Raw genomic sequence first — 21,974 nt, 5'->3', positions numbered from 1 at the left:
GTGTTGAATGCAAAACGTTTCGGAGGGTGTCTCGGTCCGTCCGTAGTGTGCACGGCGGTGACGGTGTGATTACGTAATCGGGCCGTTACCAACGGAGGGACGATCCATGTTGAGCACGTCCAGCGGCAATCTGCCGCACCCGAGGACCGGTCCGCTCGCCACCGAAGCCGCGATCCGTACCAGGGTCGAGGTACCGGTACGGGTGAGCGACGGTACCTGGAGCACCGCCGAAATGATCACTTTCACCGGGCTCGCCGACGGACTGGAACACATCGCCGTCGTGTTCCCGTCCGCATGGCCCGTACCCCTGGTGCGCGTGCATTCGGAATGCCTCACCGGAGACGTGTTCGGTTCCGCGCGTTGCGACTGCGGACCGCAACTCTCCGAAGTGGTGGACCAGTTCGCCGAGACCGGCGGGATCCTGCTGTACCTGCGGCAGGAGGGCCGCGGCATCGGGCTCTACAACAAGCTGGACGCCTACCGGATCCAGGACGACCAGGGCCTGGACACCTATGCCGCGAACCGGGAGCTGAACTTCTCGGACGACCTGCGCGACTACCTCGTCGCCGCGCAGATGCTGCGCACCCTGGACGTGACCCGCATCAGGCTGCGCACCAACAACCCCGACAAGGTCAGCCAGTTGGAGGGCTACGGGATCGGTGTGGAGGAGGTCATTCCCACGGGCACCCACCGGACCGAACGCAACCTCGACTATCTGCGGGTCAAGGCCGAGCAGAGCGGGCACACCATCGAGCTCCTGGGAGAGTCCATATGATCCAGCATCGTGGGCCCATCAGCGGCATCGCGGCCTGGCGGGACGAGTACGTGGCCACGGCCGGCTACGACAACCAGGTCATCTGCTGGGACCAGCGCACCGGGCGCGCGGTGGCCCGCTCGTTCCACGACCACCTCGCCAACCAGTGCCAGTTCGCACCGGACGGCAGGCACCTGCTGACCTCCTCCAGCGACTACACCGCTCGCCTGTGGACCGTGCCCGGCCTGCGGCTGGTGGCCGTCCTCGGCGACCAGGAGGACGACGTGGAGATGTCCGTCTTCCACCCCGGCAAGGAACTCGTGGCCACCGCCTCCCGCGACCACCGGGTGCGGGTCTACGACTTCACCGGCCGGCTGCTGCACCGCTTCGAGGGGCACACCGCCGACGTCATCTCCGTCGAATGGGCCCGCGACGCCGACGAGTTGATCTCGTCCAGCGACGACGGCACCATCAAGCGCTGGTCGCTGGAGAGCGGCGGCATGATCGCCGACCTGGACATGGACGGCGTGGAGACCGACACCGTCGCCATCTCCTCCTCCGGCACCATCTTCGCCGGCAACGACGAGGGGCAGATCATCGTCGTCGGCCCCGAGGAGCGCAGCACGGTCCCCGCGCACGACGCGGGCATCAAGCGCCTCGTCCTCGACGACTCCCGCGACCTGCTGGTCAGCCTCTCCTACGACCGCAGGATGCGGCTGTGGGACGTCTCCTCCGCCCTCCCGGTGGCCCGGGACACCACGGACCTGCCCGACGACGTGTGGCCCCGCTCCTGCGCCTTCGCGGGCGGCACGCGGCTGGTGTTCGCCACCTTCGGCGCCTCCTACCGCGGTTACGACTACCGGACGCGCACCTGGGACACCACCGTCGTACCGCCCACCGGCGGTGTCAACGCGGTGCTGCCGGAGCGCGGCGGCTCGACGCTCACCGTCGGCGACGCGGGCGTGGTGCGGCGCGACGGCGAGCCGGTGGCCGAGACCGGCAGCCTGTGCAACTTCCTCACCCCGCTCGGCCCTCTGGTCCTGTCCGGCGGCCAGCTCGGCAAGGTCTTCGACGCGCTCACCGGCCGCGAGCTGTACCAGCACCGCTCCCCGCTGAACTGCGGCGTCGCCTTCGAACGCGACGGTGAGAGCTACGCCGTGGTCGGCGCCTACACCGGCGAGGGACTGCTGCTGAAGCTGGCCGGCGACACCGTCGAGCACATCGCGGACCTGCCGCTGAACGTCAACGCGGTCAAGGGCGTCGCGGTCTCCGGCGACCTGCTGTTCTCCGTCGCCGCCGACGCCTCCGCCACCTGGTTCCGCATCTCCACGCTGGAGAAGGCCGCCACGGTCGAGGGCGCCCACGACAAGATCGCCAACGGCTGTGCCGGTCTCGGCGACGGCTGGTTCGCCAGCGTCAGCCGCGACCTGAAGCTGCGCCTGTGGGACCCCGAGCGCGGGGTGCAGGTCCTGTCGACGCCGCACACCCACTCCATCAAGTGCGTCGCCGCCGACACCGACGGCCGGCTGATCGCCACCGGCAGCTACAACGGCCGGGTCGCCGTCTACGACCGTCAGGACGGCCGCTGGGCCGTGACGGAACGGCCCACCACCGCCGGCATCTCCTCCCTCGCCTACGACGCGGCCCGCAAGCTCTTCCTCGCCGCCTCGTACGACGGGCAGGTCTACCCGGTCGCCGGCTGAGCGACAGCGTGGGCCGGGCCGCACCGGACGCGGCCCGCCGAAGGACGCCCGGGGCGTCCGCGAGCGCCCCGCGCGACGAGCGGTGCCGGAGCAGCGTGTCCGCTCCGGCACCGTCGGCGCGTCCGGCCCCGCCCCGCCCTCCCGCCCGCCGCCGTGCCCTCACACGACAGGACTCCTCACCCATGTCCAGCCATCAGATAGCCGCCCGGTACTCCGTCGCCCCCACGACCACCCCGCCGCCCGACGAGTCGGCGTACGCGGACGTGCTGCGCTCCGACTTCCACGACCACTACGCCAACGGGCGCGACGTGTGGACCGCCGAGGACGCCATGCGCGAGGCCCCCCGCCTGCTGCTGCGCGCCCTCGACGGCCGCCCCGACGCGCACGTCCTCGACATCGGCACCGGACACGGCCGCGACGCCGCCATCCTGTTCGACGCGGGCTGCCGGGTCACCGGCATCGACCTGGTCGAGTCGCCCGAGTGGGCCGAGCTCACCGCCCGCAGCCAGGGGCGGGCGCGGTTCGCGGTGTGCTCGCTGGCCGACCTGGAGGGCACCGCCGTCCACGACGGCGTGCTCGACAACGGCTGCCTGCACCACCAGCACCCCGACGGATACGGCCGCTACCTCGACCGGATCCGCGAACTGCTGCGCCCCGGAGGCCTGTTCACGGTCTCCGTGTTCCGGTCGGCGGACGGTCCCGGCCGGCTCTTCGCCAACGGGGCGCGGCGGCTGTACCGGGAGTTCACCGAGGCGGAGCTGACCGAGCTGGTCGCCGGGCACGGCTTCACCCCCGTCGACGTACGGCTGGTGCCCCGCGGCACCGCCGGGCTGCACTACCTCGTCGGCACCTACCGCACGGCCGGCACCGGCACCGCCCCGGCCGCGGGCGCGGAAGGTGACCGATGAGCCCGACCGGCGCCCCCGCCGCACGGACCCGCCGAGGCCGGCACCCCCGCCTGCTCGCGGCGACCGCCACCGCCGCGCTGCTGGGCGGCGCCCTGCTGGGCACCGCGCCGACGGCCACCGCCGGCGCGGCCCCGGACACCACCGGGGGCACTTGGTCCGGCACCTGGGGAACCGCCCCCGCGCCCGCCGCGCCGGACGGCATCTCCCACACCGGCATCGACGACCGCACCGTACGCATGATCGTGCACACCTCGGTCGGCGGCGGTGAGCTGCGGCTGCGGCTGTCCAACGCGCACGGCACCGGCGCCCTGGTCCTCGGCCGCGTCACGGTGGGCCGGGCCGAGTCGCCCACCGCCGCGACGGCCGTCCCCGGCAGCCTGCGCCCCGTCACCTTCGGCGGCGCCGCCGGCACCACCGTCCCGGCCGGCGCGCAGACGGTCAGCGACCCGCTGCCCTACGCCGTCCCCGCGGGCGCCGACCTGCTGGTCAGCGTCCACCTGCCCCGGCCGACCGGCCCCACCACCTGGCACTGGCTGGCCCAGCAGACCAACTACCTCTCCGGACCCGGGGACCACACCGGCGACCAGGGCGCGGACTCCTACACCGGCACCGAGACCTCCTGGTTCTTCCTGACCGGCGTCGACGTGCGGGGACCGGGCACACGCGGCACCGTCGTCGCGCTCGGCGACTCCCAGACCGACGGCTCCGGCTCCACCCCCGACGGCAACGGCCGCTGGACCGACGCCTTCGCCCGCCGGCTCGCCGCCGACCCCGCCACCCGGGGGCTCGGCGTGCTCAACAAGGGCATCGGCGGCAACCGCGTGCTGCGCGACGGCACCGAGACCGAACGCCCGCAGCGCGGCACCAGCGCGCTCGGCCGGCTCGACCGGGACGTGCTGGACCAGTCCGGGGTGCGCGCCACCGTCCTCTACGAAGGCATCAACGACCTCCAGCTCGCCCCCTTCGCGAGCGCCGACGAGGTCCTGACCGGGCTGCGCACCCTCGCCCGGCGGCTGCACGCGCGCGGCGTCCCCGTCATCGTCGGGACCCTCACCCCGTTCAAGGACTCGCCGCTGTGGACGGCCGAGGCCGAGCGGCAGCGGGTCGCCCTCAACACCGCGCTGCGCACCAGCCCGGACTTCGACGCCGTCGCCGACTTCGACGCGGCCGTCCGCGACCCCGCCGACCCGCAGCGGGTGCGCGCCGCCTACGACGGCGGGGACCACATCCACCTCAACGACGCCGGCTACCGCGCGGTGGCCGACGCCGTCCCCACCGACCTGCTCACCGCCGGCGTGCCGGCGGTGTCCGCCGCGACCACCGACGGGAGGCACCCGTGACCGGCACCCCGGTGATGGCCAACCCCAACACCCTCTCTGACCGGGCCGCGATGGGGCTGCCCGACTCCTTCGTCGCCCGCACCCCGCCGGAGCCGCTGCGCGACCACCGCGACCTGCTCGGCGCGCCCGCCGAGGTCCTCGTCGCGGTCGCGGAGGACCCCGGGCAGTCCGCCGCGCGCCGGTACGCCGCCGGCACCGTGCTCGGCCTGATCGGCGACCCCCGGGTCCGCCCCGACGACCCGCCCATGGTCCGCGTCCCGGCCGCCCGGGTCCGCCTCGGCCTGGCGGCCGACCAGGTCGGCCGGGTCACCGCGCGCTGGCGGCACGCCGGGGTGATCGAGGACTGGATCGCCAAGGAGTGCCCCGTGTACGAGGCGGACCTCCCGGCGTTCCGCATCGCGCTGCACCCCGTCACCAACGCCGAGTACCGCCGGTTCCTGGAGGACACCCGCAGCACCGCGCTGCCCACCTCCTGGCGGTTCGGCGGCTACCCCGACGGGCTCGGCAACCACCCGGTGTGGACCGTGCCGCCCGAGGCCGCCGACGCCTACGCGGCCTGGCTGGCCTCCCGCACCGGCCGCGCCTTCCGGCTGCCGACCGAGGCGGAGTGGGAGTACGCCGCCGCCGGGCCCGAGGGACGGGAGTTCCCCTGGGGGGACACGTTCGAACCGGACCGCGCCAACACCGTGGAGCGGGGGCCGCTCGCCACCACCCCGATCGGCGTCCACCCGGCCGGGCGGTCGCCCTTCGGCGTGCACGACATGGCGGGCAACGTCGAGGAGTACACCGCGGACGACTACGGGCCCTACCCCGGCGGCAGCGCCGTCGCCGACGACCTGGCCGTCACCCGGGGCACGTACCGCATCGCCCGCGGCGGCAGCTTCACCCGCTTCGGCGACCTGGCCCGCACCCGGCGCCGCCACGGCTGGTACGACCGCGACATCTACGCCATGGGCTTCCGGCTCGCGGAGACACTGTGACGGACCGTCAGGAACTGAGCGGAGAAGGCGGGTCGGGGCCGGACCCGGCCTCGCCGGCCGAGCGGGCCGCCATGCGCCGGGCCGTCGAGCTGGCCGCGACCGCGCTCGGCCGGACCAGCCCCAACCCCGTGGTCGGCTGCGTCGTCCTCGGCGCCGACGGCACACCGGCCGGGGAGGGCTTCCACCGGGGCGCCGGGCAGCCGCACGCCGAGGTCGAGGCACTGGCCGCGGCCGGGGAACGGGCACGCGGCGGCACCGCCGTGGTCACCCTGGAGCCCTGCGCGCACCAGGGCCGCACCGGGCCGTGCGCCGAGGCGCTGCTGCGCGCCGGGATCGCCCGGGTGGTCTACGCGGTGCCCGACCCGAACCCGGCCGCGGCGGGCGGCGCGCACCGGCTGCGGGACGCCGGGGTCGAGGTGGCCGGCGGGGTGCTGCGCGCCGAGGCGGAACGCGGCAACGAGCTGTGGCTGACCGCCGTACGCCGCGGCCGGCCCTGCGTCACCTGGAAGTTCGGCGGCACCCTGGACGGCCGGGCCGCGGCGCCGGACGGCACCTCCCGGTGGATCACCGGGCCCGCGTCCCGGCAGGACGTGCACGCCCTGCGCGCCGCGCACGACGCGGTGCTGGTCGGCTCCGGCACCCTGCGCACCGATGACCCGCACCTGGGCCTGCGGCACGGCGTCGAGGGCGCGCCCCCGCTCCGGGTCGTCCTGGACCGCGACGGCACGATCCCGCCGCACGCGCGCGTGCTCGACGACACGGCGCCCACCCTCGTCGTCACCGGGCCGGACACCCCCGCGCCGAAGCTTCCCGACGGGCACGAGGTGCTGCGGGTGCCGGTGGCGGCCGGCGCCCTCGACCTCGCCGTCCTGCTCGACGGGCTGTGGGCGCGGGGCGTGCGCTCGGTGCTGCTGGAGGGCGGCGCCCGCCTGGCCGCGTCCTGCGTCGCCCAGGGGCTGCTGGACCGGGTGGTGGCGTACGTGGCGCCGCTGGTGCTGGGGGCCGCCGCCCGTCCCGTCCTCGGCGACTTCGGCGCCCCGACCCTCATGGCGGGCCTCCGGCTGCGGCTGGGCGAGGTGACCCGCCTCGACGACGACGTACGGCTGCTGCTGCGCACACAGGACCTGCCGGGGAGTGCGGAGGAAGGGGGCACCGCATGAGCCACCGGATCGCGGTGGTGTACCACAGTCGGCGCGGCACCGTCCGCGCGCTGGCGGCGCTGGCCGCCGAGGGGGCGCGGGAGACCGGTGCCGAGGTCCGGCTGCTGCGCGTGCCGGACGACCAGCCCGCCGGCCGGGGCTGGCCGGAGCGGCCGGCCGAACCGGAGGACGTGCTCTGGGCGGACGGGCTGGTGCTGGCCTGCCCCACCTACTACGGCAACGTGTCGTCCCCCTTCAAGCGGTTCCTGGAGTCGACCTCGCCGCTGTGGCGGCGGGGGCTGCTGGCCGACCGGGTGGCCACCGGCATCACCGTCTCCACCCAGCGCCACGGCGGCCGCGAGGCGACGCTGACGGCCCTGCACCACACCCTGTACCACTGGGGCTGCTGGGTGGCCGGGGCCGATCCGGCCGACCCGGTCACCCGCGCCGCGGGCGGCAACCCCTACGGCCTGGCCGCGGACAACAGCCAGGGCGAACCGGCCCCGGCCGAGCGCGTGGCCGCCCGCGCCCTGGGCCACCGCCTGGCCGCGCTCGCCGCCCGGGCCCGTACCGCGCCCCCCGCCTCACCCGGCGGGACGGCGGCCGGCGGGAGTCCGCCCGGTCCCGGCTCCGCCCGGCTCGCCGTCGTCTACCACGGCGCGGACGCCGCGCTCCGCGTCCTCGCGCAGGAGGCCGCCGGGGCGGCCCGGGCCGTCGGGGTGCGGGTGCGGCTGCGCCGGGTGCCGGGCGGGGCAGGGGACCGGCCCGCGCGGTGGCTGGGGCCCTGGGCCGCGCCCGCCGCGGCCGAGGACATCGCCTGGGCCGACGCCGTGCTGTTCGGAGCGCCCGTCCGGCTGGGCGCCCCGGCCGCGCCGCTGCTGGACTTCCTCCAGGCGATGGAGGACGGCGGGGACGGCCGCGGCCCGCTGTGGGGCAAACCGGCGAGCGGCTTCGTCACCACCCCGGCACCGCACGCGGGCGCGGAGACGGCCCTCCTCGACCTCGGCCACGTGCTGCTGCACTCCGGCGCGGTCCTGGTGCCCCCCGGCTACACCGACCCGGCCGTCGAGGCGGCCGGCGGCAACCCCTACGGCACCTCCCACCCCCGCACCGCGGGCGAGCTGCCCACCCCGCGGGTGCTGGCCGCGGTGGCCCACCAGGCGCGGCGCACCGCCCTCGCGGGGGACCTGCTGCGCCGCGACCCGCGTCCGTACCGCGCGGCCCGGCCGGACGCCGTGCGCACCGGCCCCGAACCCGTGCCGCTCGCACCACCGACCCCTGGAAGGAGCACGGCATGAGCGTGCAGCAGTACGACGAGATCGGCGAGACCTACGAGGGCTTCAAGTCGCTGCCGATGGCCCGCCACGCCGAGCGCGCCAGCTTCCTGGCGCTGCTCGGTGACGTACGCGGCGCCTCGGTGCTCGACCTGGCCTGCGGCACCGGCTTCTACACCCGGCAGATCAAGCGCCTGGGCGCCGCCGACGTGCTCGGCGCCGACATCTCCACCGAGATGGTCGCCGCCGCCCGCGCGATCGAGGAGAAGGCTCCGCTCGGCGTGCGCTACACCGTCGCCGACGTCGCCGAACTGCCCGCGCCACAGCGCCCGTTCGACCTGGCGAGCGCCGTCTACCTGCTCAACTACGCCGAGGACGCGCCCGCGATGGAGCGCATGTGCCGGGCGGTGCACCGCAGTCTGCGGCCCGGTGCCCGCTTCTGCGTGCTGACCCAGGCGCCCGGGTACCGCTTCGACGGCCCGTCCATGGCCAAGTACGGCTTCACCTACGAGCCGGTGGGGGAGGGGCCGACCGGTCCCCGGGTGCGGATCACCGCGCTGCTCGAACCGCCGGTGGAGTTCGTGACGTCGTACCCGCGGCGCGAGGTGTACGAGGAGAGCCTGGGCCGGGCGGGCTTCCACGACGTGACCTGGGTGCCGCTGCACGTGCCGGAGGAGGGCCTGCGCGAGCTGGGCGCCGACTACTGGGCGGACTTCCTCGCCAACCCGCCGCTGACCATGCTCCACTGCCGGGCCTGAGCGGGCGCGTGGCGAGCGCGGAGGGACGGAAGTCCCCGCCCGGCCGTACCGCACGGGCGGGCGGGGACTTCCTTGTGCCGCCGGGGGTTTCCGGCACGGTCCGGCGTCGTGCGACGGGGGGATGAACACGTCCACCGGCCGCCCGGAGGACCGCCCCGGCGGCAGTTCCGGGGGGAGGGCGGCCCGCCGCACGTCGTGCACGGCGGGCCGCCGCCCGGCGTCCGGCACGGAAGACCCCTGGTCCGTGCCGGACGCCTCCACGCGGCAGGGCCCCCGCGCGGTCCCCAACCGGGGGAGCCCTGCCGCGGCACGGTGCCGTAGTCCCCACCGACCGGCACCGGCCGTGCCCGGCCGGACCCTCGGGGCCCGGCCGGGAGCCGTGTCACCCGGCCGGGACGGTGGGCCGCAGCCGCCGGGAGAGCAGGACGCCGAGCAGGGCGAGCAGCGCCGTGAAGGCGAACAGGCCGCCCAGTGCCGTACGCGTGGAGGAGTCGTAGTGCTCGGCGATGGCCAGCGCGGCGCCGCCGAGACCGGCGACCACACCGGTGGCGAGGGTCTGCGCGAGCTGCAGGGCGCCGCTCAGCTCGCCCTGCCGCTCCGCCGGGGTCTGCTCCAGCGTGTCGGTCGTGGCGGCGTTGAACGCCACCCCCATGCCGATGCCGCCGATGGCCCAGCCCACCACCGCCAGCCACGCCGGGACCGAGTGGGACAGGATCGACAGCCCGATCACGGCGACGCCCGCGAGCAGCACGACGAAGCCGAGGGCCACGCTGCCGGCCCGCCCGCTCGCCTCGGCGTCCCGCTTGGCCTGCCAGGCCGAGCCCAGCACCCAGGCGATGGCGCCCGCGGACAGGCCGAGACCGGCCTCCCACGCGCTCAGGCCGCGCAACTCCTGCAGGCCCAGCGGCAGATAGGCCTCACTGCCGAAGTACGCCCCGCACAGCAGGCCCCGGATGACCACGCCGGCCCCCAGCCCCGAGCGTGCCGTCAGCGTGCCCTCCGGGGTGACCCGGCGCAGTGCCGGCAGGGCGACGGCGGCACCCACCACCGCGAGCACCACCAGCAGGACCAGGTTCTTCAGCAGCAGCGCCTGGAGCAGCACGCCGGTGCCCACGGTAAGCAGTACGGCATTGGCCAGCGGGCCCTTCCACCAGGCCTCGGCCGGGGCCGTGCGCCGCTCCTCCTGCGGCCGCTCCAGGCGGCGCAGGCCGGGCAGGGTGAGCAGCGCGGCGATCGCCACGATCGGCAGCATCAGCAGGAAGACCGCGCGCCAGGTGGTGCTGTCCGCCAGGGTGCCCGCGACGACCGGGCCGACCAGCGAGGGAATCGTCCAGGCCGAGGAGAGGAGGGCGAACATCCGGGCCCGCAGGTGCTCGGGGTAGGCCAGCCCGATCACCGTGTACGCCATGGCCATCACGGCGCCCACGCCGAGGCCCTGGAGGAAGCGCCCCACCAGGAACAGCGGCCAGGAGCCGGCCGCGCCGGCCACCGCGCAGCCCACCGCGAAGACGGCCATGCCCGCCGTCACCGGCGCCCACGGTCCCCGGCGGTCGGCGGCCCGTCCCGCGAGCACGGTGCCGATGATGTTGGCGAGCATCAGCGCCGACAGGCCCCACCCGTACGCGCCCAGGCCGTCCAGGCTCCGGGCGATGTCGGGCAGCACCGTGGCCACACCGAGGGATTCGAAGGCGACCATGCTCACCGACAGGATCACGCCGAGGCTGAGCGCCCGGTACGGGCCGGAGAAGACGCTCTCCGCCCGCTCGGTCCGGGCGGTCTCGGCGCCGGTCGCGGGCGGCCCCATGTCGTCCGGTAACTCGCCGATGTGTTGGGACATGACGTTCACCTCGTGGGAGAGAATTACGTTTCGATCCGGAACGGAAATATAATATACTGGAGCCATGGTGCAGACGCCACAGGACATCGCGGCCCCCTCGTCGTCGGCCGCGCAGCGCTCGCGCGGCCGGCCGCGCGACGAACGCATCGACGCGGCGGTACGGCACGCGGTGATGGAGATCCTCAACGAGGTCGGCTACGGCCGGCTGACCCTGGAGGCGGTCGCCGGCCGGGCCGGCACCAGCAAGCCGACGCTGCGCCGCCGCTGGCGCTCGCGCCAGCACCTGGTGGTCGGGGCGCTCGTGCAGACGATGGGGGCCTCACCCACCCCCGACACCGGCTGCACCCACTGCGACCTCATCGCCGGCATCCGCACCCTGAGCCACGCCTTCACCACCAGCATCGGGCGGCGCGCCCTGCCGGCGCTGATCGCGGACCTCGCCGACGACCCCGAACTGGAGTCGGAGTTCCTCAACGAGTTCTTCCACCCGCGCCGCGCCGCCACCGCGGCCGCCCTGCGCCGGGGCATCCAGCGCGGCGACATCCGCCCGGACGCCGACATCGACCTGCTGCTCGACATGCTCGGCGCCACCGCCTACTACCGGGTGCTGTTCGGTCACCTGCCGCTCACGCCCACCCTCGCCGAGGACGTCGTGGAGGTCGTCCTCGCCGGTGTCGCCACAGCCCAGTGGCGCAGCCAGCACGGCGCTGTGGACAGCGTCTGACTCCGAGCGACAGCATTCCGGGGCCCAAGGGACGAGAAGGGGATTCGTGTGCTAAGCCGTGACTGTGAAGTGTCCGATTTACAGAAGGTCCTGGCCTCCGCCGCATCCGGAGCCGGGGCCAGTCTCCTGCTGGAGGGGGGCATCGGGGCCGGCAAGTCGTATCTGCTGAGGGCCGCGGTCAGGACCGCCCGGGCGAACGGATTCGAGACGGGCTCCCTGCGCGCCCGGCCCTCCGGCACCGCCCTGACCTGTGACGTGCTGCGCCAGTTGCACCCCGGCCCGCTGACCCGCGCCGGCGCGCCCGCCGAGGAGGCGGACACCGCCGAGGCCGCCGCCGACCGCCTCGACCAGCTCATCGGGGCGCTCGGCCCCCGCACGCCCCTGCTGATCGCGGTGGACGACCTGCACTGGGCCGACCAGGCCTCGCTGCGCTGGCTGGAACGCCTGACGGCCCGGCTGGAGGGGCTGCCGGTGGCGCTGCTGGCCACCCTCACCCCCGGCCTCGCCCCGCCCCGGGACGACCTGGCGCGCGGCTGCCCGGCCGGACCCGACGGCGGCCCCGCGGCCGACGCCCGCGGGACGGTTGCACGCGGCGACGGCGGGCGGGCGGGCAGCTTACCGGCGGACGGCTCAGGAGCGGGGAGCTTACGGGCGGACGGCTCACGGGCCGACTGCGTGCCCCGTGACGGCCTGCGGGGCGAGAGGACCGCCGTCCTCGCCCGCGTCCTGTCCGACTTCCACCAGCGCACCGTGCTGCCCGGCCTGGGCCCGGACGCCGTCGGCTACCTGCTGGCCTCCTTCCTGGGCGGCCCCGTCTCCGAGGCCCTGGTGCACGCCTGCCACCGGCACACCGGCGGCAACCCGCTGCTGGTGCACGCGCTGCTGCGCGAACTCAGACGTCTGGGCACCGCCGCCGAACCGGCCTGCGAACAACTGGCCTCCCTCGGGTCCGTCGAGGTCGCGGAGACCGTCGTGGCCCGCTTCGAGGAACGTTTCCCCGGCGTCGGCCGGGCCCTGGACGCCGTCGCCGTCACCGGCCGGGCAGGCACCCCCGCGCTGGTCGCCGAACTCGCCGGCCTCCCCCGCGACGAGGCCGCCGACCTGCTCCACACCCTCGTCCGCTGCGGTGTCCTCCAGGAGGCCGGCGGCCCGGGCGGGACCGTCGCCTTCGCCCAGCCGATGCTGCCCGTCTCCTTCCTCGCCGCGCTGCCGCCCAGCGAACACGCCCGGCTGCACGCGACGGCGGCGTACGCCCTGCACGCCGGCGGCGCCCCCGCACCCCAGGTCGTCCACCACCTGCGCAACGCCCCGCGCATCGGCGCCCGCTGGGCCTACCGGCTGCTGTTCGACTCGGCCGGCACCGCCCTGTCCCGCAACGACCTGGCGCAGGCCCGCGTCCTGCTGGAACGGTGCGCCCAGGAAGCCGAACCCGGCGACCGGCCCGAACTGCTGCGCCGGCTGAGCTGCGTCGCCCTCGCCGCCGATGCGCCAGCCACCGCCGTCGGCCGGCTGCACGGCCTGGACCGGCCACGCGACGCGGGCGACACCGCCGCCCTGGCCACCCTCGTCAACCTCGCCCAGGCCCTCGCCCTCGACGGCGACCTGGACGGCGCCCGGCGCACCCTGCGCGGCGCGCTCACCGACCTCGGGCCCCTCGACCCCGCCGACGAACCGGCCGCGGGCGCCTGCGCCGTCCTCGACGTGCTCACCCTGCTCACCGGCGGCCACGACGCACCGCTGCCCGTCCCGGCCGCGACCACCGCCCGCACCCCCTGGGTGCGCTGCGCCCAGGTGACCCTGGCCGCGCTCGCCGCCCGGGCGCGCGGCGGGCGGCGCGAGGAGGCCGTCCGGCACGCCCGCACGGGGCTGGGCGAACCCCTCGGCCCGGCCGACGTGCCCACCACCCCGCTGCGGCTGCTCCTCGCCCACCTGCTGTGGGACGCGGGGGAGCACGACGAGGCGCTGGAGGCCTGCCGCACGCTGGCCGCCGCGGCCCGCGAGGAGGGCGCCCGCACCATGGCGGCCCTCGCCGACACCGTCCTGGCCGTGTGCGCCTGCCGGGCCGGACGGCTCGGCGAGGCGGCCCGGGCGGCCCACTCGGCCCTCGCCGACGGGCCCGCCGGGACCTGGCTGGGCGGCGTCCTGGCCCGCTGCTGGCTCGGCGGCGTCCTGCTGGACACCGGCGACCTGGACGGGGCCCGCCGGCTGCTCCTGGACGACCTGGCGCTGACCGACCTGCCCGAAGCCGCCCTGCCCTGCCTGCTGTTCCACCGCGGCAGGCTGCACGCGGCGCTCGGCCACACCCGGGCCGGGCTGGCCGACCTGGAGGAGTGCGGCCGGCGGCTGGAGCGCGGCACCCACCACCACGACGCCCTGCCGTGGCGCACGGCCGCCGCCGCCCTGCACGCCCAGGCGGGCGACACCGCCGCCGCCGAACGGCTGGCCCGGGAGGAACTGGGCCTGGCCCGTGCCTGGGGCGCCCCGCACGCCGTCGGCACCGCCCTGCACACGCTCGCCCTCGTCCTGCGCGGCGGGCAGCGCGCCGCCCTGCTGTACGAGGCGGCCGACCTGTGCCAGGGCTCCGGGGCGTGGCTGGAGCAGGCCCGCGTGCTGCGCTCCCTGGGGCACGAACTGCGCCGGCTGCGCAAGGTCCGCCAGGCCAGGGAACAACTGCGCGCGGCGCTCGCACTGGCCGAGAAGTGCGGCGCGGACGCCCTCGCCAACGCGTTGCGCGACGACCTCGCCTCCGCGGGCGCCCGGCCCCGGCGCAGCGCCGAGACCGGCCTGCAGGCGCTCACCCCGGCCGAGCACCGCACCGCCCTGCTGGCCGCCAAGGGCCTCACGAACAAGGAGATAGCCGACCGGCTCTACGTCACCCGGCGCACCGTCGAACTCCACCTCAGCCGCGTCTACCGCAAACTCTCCGTCGCCGGCCGCAGCGACCTGCCCGCCGCGGTCGCCGGCCAGCTCCCCGACCCCGCCCGGCGGGCCCTACGGCGCGTCGACACGGGAGTCAACCCGCCGGACCGCCCCGCCCGCTCGGTGACACTCCGCCCGGCCTCATGACCGCCTCGTGACCCCGGGCACGGTCCGGGTCCCCCGGCTTTCCCCGCCCTTCTTCCGGAAACCCGCCGGGGCCGCGGACTCCGGCGGCGGGCGCCTTCGACCACGGGCGGTCCGAGCCGGAAGGAAGACCCCCGGAACGCCCGTCCCCCCACCCCCACCCCTCGGCCCCGCCCCGCACGCGCGGACTCGCGTCCCCTTCGCAGATCGGACACCGTCATGCCCCTCAGCTCCCCAGCCTCCCGGCGCGCGGCGGACCGCCCACCGGCACCGGACACGCCCTCCCACGGCGGACCCCTGCTCCTCGTGGCGCTCGCCCTGCTCGCGCTCAACCTGCGCGCCCCGCTGACCTCCGTCGCCCCCCTGCTCAAGCCGCTGCGCGCGGACCTGCACCTCGGTGACACGGCGGTCGGCGTGCTCACCTCCCTGCCCGTGCTGTGCCTCGGCCTGTTCGCCTTCGTCGCACCGCGGCTCGGCCGCCGCCACTCCACCCGCACCCTCCTGATCGTCTCCCTCCTCGTCCTCACCGCGGGCGGCCTGCTGCGGACCGCCCCCTCCGCCGCCGCGCTGTTCGTGGGGACCGTGCTCGTCGCGGCCCCGATCGGTGTCGCCAACGTGCTCATACCCGGGCTCATCAAGCGCCGGTTCCCGGGGTCCGTGCCGCGCGTGTCCGCGTTCTACTCGGGCGCGCTCACGTTCGGCGCGGCGGGCGGTCCCGCGGTGGCCGTCCCCCTCGCCGACGCCACCGGATCAACCTGGCGGACCCCGCTGCTGCTCCTCGTCGTGCCCGTGGCGCTGGTGACGGTGGTGGTGGTCCTGATCGCCCTCGGCGGCCGGCCCGGCGGCGAGGCCGGCGCACCGGCACCGGGCTCCGGCGGCCGCCCGCCCGGCCTGTGGCGCAACCCGCTGGCCTGGCAGGTGACCGTGTTCTTCGGCGCCCAGGCCCTGCTGTCGTACACCGTCTTCGGGTGGCTGCCGACCATGTGGCAGGACCGCGGCGGGAGCGCGGCGTCGGCGGGACTCGCGCTGTCCCTGTGCAGCGCGGTGGGCGTGCTGGGCGCCTGGCTGCTGGCCCTCTCCGGACGGCACCTGGCCGACCAGCGGCCGGCCGGGGTGGTCGTGGCCTGCCTGAGCGGGCTCGGCCTGGTGGGGGTCGTGGCCGGGCCGAGGAGCCTGGCGTGGCCCGCGGTGGTCGTCCTCGGGCTCGGCCTCGGCGCCGGATTCGCCCTCGCGCTCAGCCTGTTCGCGTTGCGCTCGCCCGACGCGCCGACCACCGCGGCCCTGTCCGCCATGGGCCAGGGCGTCGGCTACCTGATCGGCGTCCTGGGCCCCCTGGGGGCGGGCGCGTTGCACGACGTCACCGGGACCTGGGTGTCGCCCCTCGCCGTGCTGCTGACCGCGTGCGCCGTACAGATCCTCGTCGCCCTGCCCGCCGGCCGGATCCGCACCGTCACCGCCCCGGCACCACGCTGACCGGCCGCCGCCGCTCGCGCCCCGCGCCTGCCCGGCGCGGCCAGGGGCGGGCGGCGTGTGGCAACTCCTGCTGCGCGGAGCGCAGTTCATCGGACGCGTGCCGGGTCACGGCCCGCGGTGCGCGTTCGGCCGGGAGCGCGGCAGGTATCGGCGCCAATAGACTCGTCCGCGTCCCGCCCGGCCCACCGGACGCGGAGTGCCGTCGTGCCCGAACCGCTGACCGTCGCGGTCGTCCAGCCCCACTGGGCCGGCCCGGACGTCGCCGCCAACGCGGCCCTGCACGCCGAGGCGGTGCTGGGCGCCGGGGCGCGACTGGTCGTCTTCCCGGAGCTGTCCCTCACGGGGTACGACCTCGCCGCCCCGGCCGTGGCCGCGGACGACCCCCGGCTCGCGCCGCTCGTCGACGCGTGCCGCGGCACGGGGGCCGTGGCGCTGGCCGGCGCCCCGCTGCGGGGCGGCGACGGACGCGAGTACATCGCGACCCTGGCCGTCACGGGCGAGGGCGCCGCGCCGGTGTACGCGAAGATGTTCCTGCACGGGGACGAGCACCCGCGCTTCACCCCCGGCGGGGAACCGGCGGTGCTGGACATCGACGGGTGGCGGCTGGGGACGGCGGTGTGCCGGGACGCGGCGGTGGAGCGGCACGCGGCGGCGACGGCGGCGCTGGGCATGGACGCGTACGTGGCGAGCACACTCTATGGCGCGGGTCCCCGGCAGTCGGCCCGCCGGGACGCGCACATGCGGGAGCGGGCGACGGCGCACGGCGTCTGGGTCGTCCTGTCGACCGCGGCGGGCCCGAGCGGTGAGTACGAGGAGACGTCCGGCGGCTCCGGGGTGTGGGCGCCCGGCGGTTCCCCGGTGGCCCAGGCCGGCCCCGAGGCCGGCGCCGCGGTGACCTGGACCCTCACCTGAGGGGCCCGGTCCGGCCCGACGGCCCCCGCCCGGCCGGGCTTGCCGCTTTTGCCTCGTATATTCGGTTGGTTGGGATTAATTAAGCAGCCTTGTTTCATTGGTCTTGACCAGCACCCGGGCGCTTGGCATGCTGTCACCGGCCGTAACCGATCAAGTGTTCTCATGTAGCGAGACATTCAATCGAATACGCGCCATGTCCTGGCGTCAAAAGCTCAGCGCACTCTTCTCGCGATCCGAGACCCGCATCGGTCTCGATACCGGACAATCGGAAGTCCGGTCAAGGGATCGTTGTGACAGCAAATGATGTGCCCCCACCTTGATGCATTAGGTCCGCACCCCCCGTGCAGAGGTCACAGCCGCCCTCACACGCTTTTGCGGACTGTCAGGCAACAGGAGGTCTGCGTCAGACGTGCAAGGAAATCTCACCACCCCAAGAGCCGGGTCGGTCGCGCTGCCCGAACGTGCGTCCTCGACCCGCGTCGCCGACCTGTGGGCCCGCGTCGCCCTGCCGGCGGCGGCCCCCGAGCCGCCCGCCGGACCGGTCGTCGCCCCCGGTCTGCGCCTTGCCCTCTCCCTGCTGGAAGAAGGCGCGCTGACCAGTCGCGCCAACCGCTCCTGCGGTTCCTACGCGGCCCGCGCGGTACCGTCCGCCGGGGCCCTGTACCCCTATGAATTCGCCGTCCTCGCCATGGAGGACGGGGAGCCGTCGGCCTTTCGCGTCGACGTCGACCGCCGCACCTGCGCCCGGCTGGCCACCGGCCCCCGTGTCCGCGCCGCACTGGATGAGTCGACACTGGCGATCCCGGAAAACGGCGGGGCCGTGGTGGTCACCCTCACGCGCCCCTGGCTTTCCATGCGCAAATACGGCGACCGGGGATACTTGTACACCCAACTAGATGCCGGACACGCAGCGGGAAACCTCATGCTGGCCGCGTACGGCCGTGGCGCCGCGGGGGTGCTACGGCTGCGCTTCCCGCGGGAATCCTTCTCGGAATTGCTGGAGGCGGGCGAGAACTGCCGGGAGATTCACTCCGCAATTCTGGCGCCGGCCGGTCCCGTCGACGAGTCGTGGACCCGCTGGACCGTGCACGACGGCACCGACCGGGAACAGCGCGGCCCCGTCTGGCGGTCGTGGCTGGAAAGCACCTGCTGGGACTCGCTCACCGGCTGGACCGTGCCGACCGGCCCCCCGGACCTGCGGCCCGCGCCCGCGCCGCTCACGCGGATCCGCACCGACCGGCGGCCGCCCGCCGGGCAGAGCGGCCTGGGCGACCCCGCCACCTGGTCGGAGCTGATCGCGACGCGCGCCTCCAGCAAGGCGTTCACCGGCGAACCCGTCTCCGCCGACGCCGTCTGGCAGGCGGTCTCGGCCCTGTCGACGCCGCTCGGGACCGACCTCCCCGACGCCTCGCCGCTGTCCGCGACCCTGGTCCTGCGCTCCTCGACGGACCCCGGCCAGGACGCCGTGTACCGGCTCGGCACCGGTGAGCGCGGGGCGGGACGGCTGCCGTCCACCGAAGAGGTGGCCCGCGCCTGCATGCAGCAGCGCGCCCTCGCCGGGGCCGCCGCCATCCTGCTGCTGCACGTGCCGCGCACCTCGCTCGCCGGGGCCGGCTCGGCCGCCGGCGCCGAGAACCTGCGCGAACTCGCCTTCCGCTGCGGCTCCCTAGGCCAGCTCCTCTACCTGGGCGCGAACCGCGCGGACGTCGGGGTGACCGCCATCGGCGGCTTCGACACCCCGCTGTGGCGCACGCTGGCGGGGCTGCCGGAGGACGACGAGGTCCTGTACGCCCTGCTGCTCGGCCGCCCGGACGACTCGGGCATCAAGTTCGACCGGCTTGCCCTGGCGCACGCCCAGAACGAGCGGTGATCCCGATGCGCCCCGTACTCCCCGACGTCTTCACCGAAGTCCTCTCCCGGCACGGCGACCGCGTCGCCGTGACCGACGCAGACGGTTCGCTCGGCTACGCCGAACTCGCCGACCGGGCCCGCACCGCGGCGGCCAGGCTCACCCGGTACGCCGAGGGGGACGAGCGGCTGCGGGTGGGCCTGTACGCCACCAACTCCGTCGAGTACGTCGTCGCCTACCTGGCGACGCTGTACGCCGGCGCGGTGCCCTTCCTCGCCGACTCCGCCTTCGGCCCCTTCGAACTCTCCCGGATCGCCGAGGACTGCGGACTCGACCTGCTGGTCCACACCCCGAGCGCCGACGTCCGGGCCGTCACCGACGAGGCCCTGTCCGACGACGGCGAGTTCGGCTACCTCACGGTCAGCCGGGTCCGCCGGTACGACGCCCCCCGCCCCCGGCTGCTGGACGACACCGAGGTGTGCCGGTTCACGTCCGGGTCCACCGGCCGGCCCAACTGCATCGAGTTCTCCGGCACCGCGGTGTCCGCGGCGGCCGGCAACTGGGCGAAGGGCACCGGACTGTCCGCCGAGGACCGGATCGCCTGCTTCGCCGCGCTCTCCAACGGCCTCGCGTTCAACACCTCGCTGCTGGCCGCCTTCCTGGCGGGCGCCTCCCTGCACCTGTCCCACGGCCTGCCCACCGCCTCCCGGGTGGTACGGCTCCTGGAGGGCACCGCCGCGACCCGGCTGGTGGCCTTCCCCGCCCTGTACGAGTCGATCGTGCGGCGCGCCCCGCAGGAGGGCTTCGCCACCGTCGAGACCGCCATCTCCTCCGGCGCCCCGCTGCGCGAGTCCGTGCGCGAGGAGTTCACCCGGCTCACCGGCGTGCCGGTCCACAACTACTACGGGGTCGCCGAGACCGGACCGCTGACCTACGCCCCCGACGCGGCCGTCAGCGGGCTCGGGGCGCCGCTGCCCGGCGTGCACCTGCTCGCGGAGGAGCACGGGATCCGGGTCAGGAGCGAGTCGATGGGCTCCCGCTACCTCAACGCCCCCGGCGTGTTCGAGGAACGCGTCGACGACGAGGGCTACTACCACACCGGCGACCAGGGCCGGCTGCTCGACGGCACGCTGCACCTGACCGGACGCACGAGCCGGCTGGTCAACGTGGGCGGGCGCAAGATCGACCCGATCGAGATCGTCGACGTGCTGCGCACGGCGCCCGGCGTGCTGGACGCGGCGGCCTTCGAGGCCGAGAACCAGCACGGCGAACCGGCCCTCGCCGCCGTCGTCGCCGTCGAGGACGGCGTGACCGCGCAGTCCCTGCGCGCCCACTGCGCCGAGACCCTGCCGTCGTTCAAGGTGCCCGGCATCCTCCGCCTGGTGGACCGGATACCGGCCAACTCGATCGGCAAGCCGTCCATCGAGCGCCTGCGGCGCCTGCTCGCCGAACCCCAGAGCAACTGAACCCTTCGAGACACGGGAACCACCATGGACAGCACCGCCCTGCGCAGCAAGATCGTCGACCTCGCCATCGCGGCGGGGGACGGCAGCGTCACCGCCGCCGACCTCGCCGCCACGAACTACTCGCTGCGCGACGTCGGCTACACCTCGCTCTCCTACATGCGCCTGATCGACAGCATCGAGAACGAGGTCGGCGTCTACCTCGACCCCGAGGCCGCCATCGAGCACTACGAGACCATCGACACCGTCACCGCCCTGGTCCTCGCCAGCGGAGCCGCCGCCGATGCCTGACCGACCCGTGCACGACGGCCCCGCCATCGGGATCGTCGGCCTCGGACGCCTCGGCTCGGCCCTGCGGTCCGTCTGCCGGGACACCGGCACGAGGGTCTGCCTGACCGCCTCCCGCACGGCCGGCTGGACCGCCGAGGCGGTGCCCGACGTCCTCGTCGACACCAGCGCGCCCGAGGCGCACGCCGACGTGCTCGACTACTGCGCCACGCACCGGGTGCCGCTCGTCGCCTGCGTCTCCAACCTCGACGACACCCAGTGGAAGGCGCTCGGCGAACTGGCCGACGTGGTGCCGGTGGTCCGCGCGACCAACCTCTCCTTCGCCCACTACCTCCAGGTGCGCATCGCCGAGTTCACCGCCGCCCTCACCACGGGCCCCTTCGGCGCGGACACCACCGTCCGGGAGCGGCACCCGCTCGGCAAGGCGCACCGGCCGAGCGCCACGGCGCACGTGCTCGCGGACGCCTGGGCGGCGGCGAGCGGCCGGGCGGTGGCCGACATCGCCGACGAACGGGCCGGACTGCCCGTCAGCGAACACGAGCTGACCCACACCTGGGACGGCGAGGCGCTGCACGTGCGGCACCACGTGGCCAGTTGGACGGTGCCGGCCCGCGGCGCGCTGGCCGCCGCCGACTGGGCCCGCGCCGCCGCCCCCGGCCTGGTCACCATGCGCACCGTCTACGACGACCTGACAGCGAGGAGCACGACATGACCAGCGAGGAATCGCGGCCGCTGAACCCGGCCGAACGCCGGCTCGTCCTCCAGGTGGCGATCGGCGCCCGGATGCTCTCCCTCGACGGGCACGACGACTTCAACCAGGGCCAGATCTCCGCCCGGATACCCGGCCGCGACGAGTTCTTCATCAAGGGCGCGCTGGTCGGCTTCGACGAGGCCGCCCCGCAGGACGTCGTCCGCTGCTCGGTGGACCACACCCTGCCCGCGCCGCCGCTGGCGCCGCCGGAACTGCCGCTGCACCAGGCCATCTACCGGGCCCGCCCGGACGTCAACGGCATCGTCCACAGCCACGCGCCGTACACCCTGCTGTTCGGGGCCACCGACCTGCCGATGCGTCCGGTCTCGCACGACGGCGCCTACTTCCGCGACCGGATCGGCCTGTTCACCGAGACCAGCAACACCGTCCTCGACATCGAGACCGGCGAGCACATCGCCAAGGACCTCGGCGAACACCCGGCCGTCCTGCTGCGCAACCACGGCGGCGTGATCGTCGGCAAGAGCGTGCGGCACGCCTCCGTCTTCGCCCAGGTGCTGGAGCGGGCCTGCCGGCTCCAGCTCACCGCCGAGAGCACCGGCGTGCCCTACGCCTGGTCCACCGACCAGGACGTGGCCGCCAAGCAGGACTTCATCTACGCCGACCTCTCCGTCCGCTCCTACTGGGACTACGCCGTGCGCCGGGTGGGCCGGCACTGGCCGGAGACCACCGGCTGGGACCGTGGCTGACCGCGCGGGCCGGACGGCCCGGCCCGGCGGGGGCCGCCCGCCCCGCCCACC

The 21,974-nt window shown here is 75.4% G+C and carries 18 protein-coding genes; 17 read left to right on the top strand and 1 reads right to left on the bottom strand.

Annotated elements, in window-relative coordinates:
- The first annotated feature begins 106 nt into the window (after positions 1–106).
- From ACZ4K2_RS18910 to ACZ4K2_RS18875, 8 genes are all read left to right on the top strand, one after another.
- A complete protein-coding gene (locus ACZ4K2_RS18910; RefSeq protein ID WP_467475125.1) occupies positions 107–775 on the top strand; it encodes a GTP cyclohydrolase II in 669 nt (222 codons plus the stop codon).
- Complete coding sequence (locus tag ACZ4K2_RS18905; protein WP_467475127.1) at positions 772–2,457, top strand: WD40 repeat domain-containing protein; 1,686 nt, start codon at positions 772–774, stop codon at positions 2,455–2,457. Before ACZ4K2_RS18910 ends, ACZ4K2_RS18905 begins: the two co-directional genes overlap by 4 nt.
- A 182-nt stretch (positions 2,458–2,639) precedes the next feature.
- Positions 2,640–3,365 (top strand): SAM-dependent methyltransferase, encoded by a 726-nt coding sequence (locus tag ACZ4K2_RS18900; RefSeq protein WP_467475129.1) that lies wholly within the window; start codon positions 2,640–2,642, stop codon positions 3,363–3,365.
- Complete coding sequence (locus ACZ4K2_RS18895) at positions 3,362–4,705, top strand: SGNH/GDSL hydrolase family protein (RefSeq protein WP_467475131.1); 1,344 nt, start codon at positions 3,362–3,364, stop codon at positions 4,703–4,705. Before ACZ4K2_RS18900 ends, ACZ4K2_RS18895 begins: the two co-directional genes overlap by 4 nt.
- Positions 4,702–5,685, top strand: coding sequence for a formylglycine-generating enzyme family protein (locus tag ACZ4K2_RS18890; RefSeq protein ID WP_467475133.1), 984 nt, complete (start codon positions 4,702–4,704; stop codon positions 5,683–5,685). Before ACZ4K2_RS18895 ends, ACZ4K2_RS18890 begins: the two co-directional genes overlap by 4 nt.
- A gap of 71 nt (positions 5,686–5,756) precedes the next feature.
- Positions 5,757–6,845 carry a bifunctional diaminohydroxyphosphoribosylaminopyrimidine deaminase/5-amino-6-(5-phosphoribosylamino)uracil reductase RibD gene (ribD, locus tag ACZ4K2_RS18885; RefSeq protein WP_467475220.1) on the top strand — a complete coding sequence of 363 codons (1,089 nt, stop codon included), beginning with the start codon at positions 5,757–5,759 and terminating at the stop codon, positions 6,843–6,845.
- A complete protein-coding gene (locus ACZ4K2_RS18880) occupies positions 6,842–8,122 on the top strand; it encodes a flavodoxin family protein (RefSeq protein ID WP_467475135.1) in 1,281 nt (426 codons plus the stop codon). Before ribD ends, ACZ4K2_RS18880 begins: the two co-directional genes overlap by 4 nt.
- Positions 8,119–8,856 carry a class I SAM-dependent methyltransferase gene (locus tag ACZ4K2_RS18875; protein ID WP_467475137.1) on the top strand — a complete coding sequence of 246 codons (738 nt, stop codon included), beginning with the start codon at positions 8,119–8,121 and terminating at the stop codon, positions 8,854–8,856. Before ACZ4K2_RS18880 ends, ACZ4K2_RS18875 begins: the two co-directional genes overlap by 4 nt.
- Positions 8,857–9,238: 382 nt before the next feature.
- Here ACZ4K2_RS18875 and ACZ4K2_RS18870 read toward each other — a convergent pair whose 3' ends face one another.
- Entirely contained in the window at positions 9,239–10,693 is a 1,455-nt protein-coding gene (locus tag ACZ4K2_RS18870) for an MFS transporter (protein WP_467475139.1), read from the bottom strand.
- Positions 10,694–10,757: 64 nt separating this feature from the next.
- On the opposite strand from ACZ4K2_RS18870, the gene ACZ4K2_RS18865 reads away from it, so the two are divergent.
- From ACZ4K2_RS18865 to ACZ4K2_RS18825, 9 genes are all read left to right on the top strand, one after another.
- Positions 10,758–11,417, top strand: coding sequence for a TetR/AcrR family transcriptional regulator (locus ACZ4K2_RS18865; RefSeq protein WP_467475140.1), 660 nt, complete (start codon positions 10,758–10,760; stop codon positions 11,415–11,417).
- Positions 11,418–11,465: 48 nt separating this feature from the next.
- Positions 11,466–14,483 carry an ATP-binding protein gene (locus tag ACZ4K2_RS18860; protein ID WP_467475142.1) on the top strand — a complete coding sequence of 1,006 codons (3,018 nt, stop codon included), beginning with the start codon at positions 11,466–11,468 and terminating at the stop codon, positions 14,481–14,483.
- A 216-nt stretch (positions 14,484–14,699) separates the two neighbouring features.
- On the top strand, positions 14,700–15,953 hold the full coding sequence (locus tag ACZ4K2_RS18855; RefSeq protein ID WP_467475144.1) for an MFS transporter: 1,254 nt from the start codon (positions 14,700–14,702) through the stop codon (positions 15,951–15,953).
- A 204-nt stretch (positions 15,954–16,157) separates the two neighbouring features.
- A complete protein-coding gene (locus ACZ4K2_RS18850; RefSeq protein WP_467475146.1) occupies positions 16,158–16,865 on the top strand; it encodes a carbon-nitrogen hydrolase family protein in 708 nt (235 codons plus the stop codon).
- 409 nt (positions 16,866–17,274) lie between these two features.
- On the top strand, positions 17,275–18,735 hold the full coding sequence (locus ACZ4K2_RS18845) for a nitroreductase family protein (protein ID WP_467475148.1): 1,461 nt from the start codon (positions 17,275–17,277) through the stop codon (positions 18,733–18,735).
- A 5-nt stretch (positions 18,736–18,740) separates the two neighbouring features.
- Entirely contained in the window at positions 18,741–20,180 is a 1,440-nt protein-coding gene (locus tag ACZ4K2_RS18840) for a class I adenylate-forming enzyme family protein (protein WP_467475149.1), read from the top strand.
- 24 nt (positions 20,181–20,204) lie between these two features.
- Positions 20,205–20,468 (top strand): phosphopantetheine-binding protein, encoded by a 264-nt coding sequence (locus tag ACZ4K2_RS18835; RefSeq protein ID WP_467475151.1) that lies wholly within the window; start codon positions 20,205–20,207, stop codon positions 20,466–20,468.
- Positions 20,461–21,177 carry a dihydrodipicolinate reductase C-terminal domain-containing protein gene (locus ACZ4K2_RS18830; protein WP_467475153.1) on the top strand — a complete coding sequence of 239 codons (717 nt, stop codon included), beginning with the start codon at positions 20,461–20,463 and terminating at the stop codon, positions 21,175–21,177. The genes ACZ4K2_RS18835 and ACZ4K2_RS18830 overlap by 8 nt, the downstream gene beginning before the upstream one ends.
- On the top strand, positions 21,174–21,923 hold the full coding sequence (locus tag ACZ4K2_RS18825) for a class II aldolase/adducin family protein (protein WP_467475155.1): 750 nt from the start codon (positions 21,174–21,176) through the stop codon (positions 21,921–21,923). Before ACZ4K2_RS18830 ends, ACZ4K2_RS18825 begins: the two co-directional genes overlap by 4 nt.
- The last annotated feature ends 51 nt before the right edge of the window (positions 21,924–21,974 follow it).

Source organism: Streptomyces sp. NPDC025833 (assembly GCF_055558055.1).
The sequence above is the reverse complement of the archived record's forward strand: the minus strand, read 5'-3'. Positions and strand labels throughout refer to the sequence as shown.

Bases quoted from the DNA above. Each gene is read 5' to 3' on its own strand.
- ACZ4K2_RS18910 (WP_467475125.1), top strand. From the start codon at position 107: ATGTTGAGCACGTCCAGCGGCAATCTGCCGCACCCGAGGACCGGTCCG.
- ACZ4K2_RS18905 (WP_467475127.1), top strand. From the start codon at position 772: ATGATCCAGCATCGTGGGCCCATCAGCGGCATCGCGGCCTGGCGGGAC.
- ACZ4K2_RS18900 (WP_467475129.1), top strand. From the start codon at position 2,640: ATGTCCAGCCATCAGATAGCCGCCCGGTACTCCGTCGCCCCCACGACC.
- ACZ4K2_RS18895 (WP_467475131.1), top strand. From the start codon at position 3,362: ATGAGCCCGACCGGCGCCCCCGCCGCACGGACCCGCCGAGGCCGGCAC.
- ribD (WP_467475220.1), top strand. From the start codon at position 5,757: ATGCGCCGGGCCGTCGAGCTGGCCGCGACCGCGCTCGGCCGGACCAGC.
- ACZ4K2_RS18880 (WP_467475135.1), top strand. From the start codon at position 6,842: ATGAGCCACCGGATCGCGGTGGTGTACCACAGTCGGCGCGGCACCGTC.
- ACZ4K2_RS18875 (WP_467475137.1), top strand. From the start codon at position 8,119: ATGAGCGTGCAGCAGTACGACGAGATCGGCGAGACCTACGAGGGCTTC.
- ACZ4K2_RS18870 (WP_467475139.1), bottom strand. From the start codon at position 10,693: ATGTCCCAACACATCGGCGAGTTACCGGACGACATGGGGCCGCCCGCG.
- ACZ4K2_RS18865 (WP_467475140.1), top strand. From the start codon at position 10,758: ATGGTGCAGACGCCACAGGACATCGCGGCCCCCTCGTCGTCGGCCGCG.
- ACZ4K2_RS18855 (WP_467475144.1), top strand. From the start codon at position 14,700: ATGCCCCTCAGCTCCCCAGCCTCCCGGCGCGCGGCGGACCGCCCACCG.
- ACZ4K2_RS18840 (WP_467475149.1), top strand. From the start codon at position 18,741: ATGCGCCCCGTACTCCCCGACGTCTTCACCGAAGTCCTCTCCCGGCAC.
- ACZ4K2_RS18835 (WP_467475151.1), top strand. From the start codon at position 20,205: ATGGACAGCACCGCCCTGCGCAGCAAGATCGTCGACCTCGCCATCGCG.
- ACZ4K2_RS18830 (WP_467475153.1), top strand. From the start codon at position 20,461: ATGCCTGACCGACCCGTGCACGACGGCCCCGCCATCGGGATCGTCGGC.
- ACZ4K2_RS18825 (WP_467475155.1), top strand. From the start codon at position 21,174: ATGACCAGCGAGGAATCGCGGCCGCTGAACCCGGCCGAACGCCGGCTC.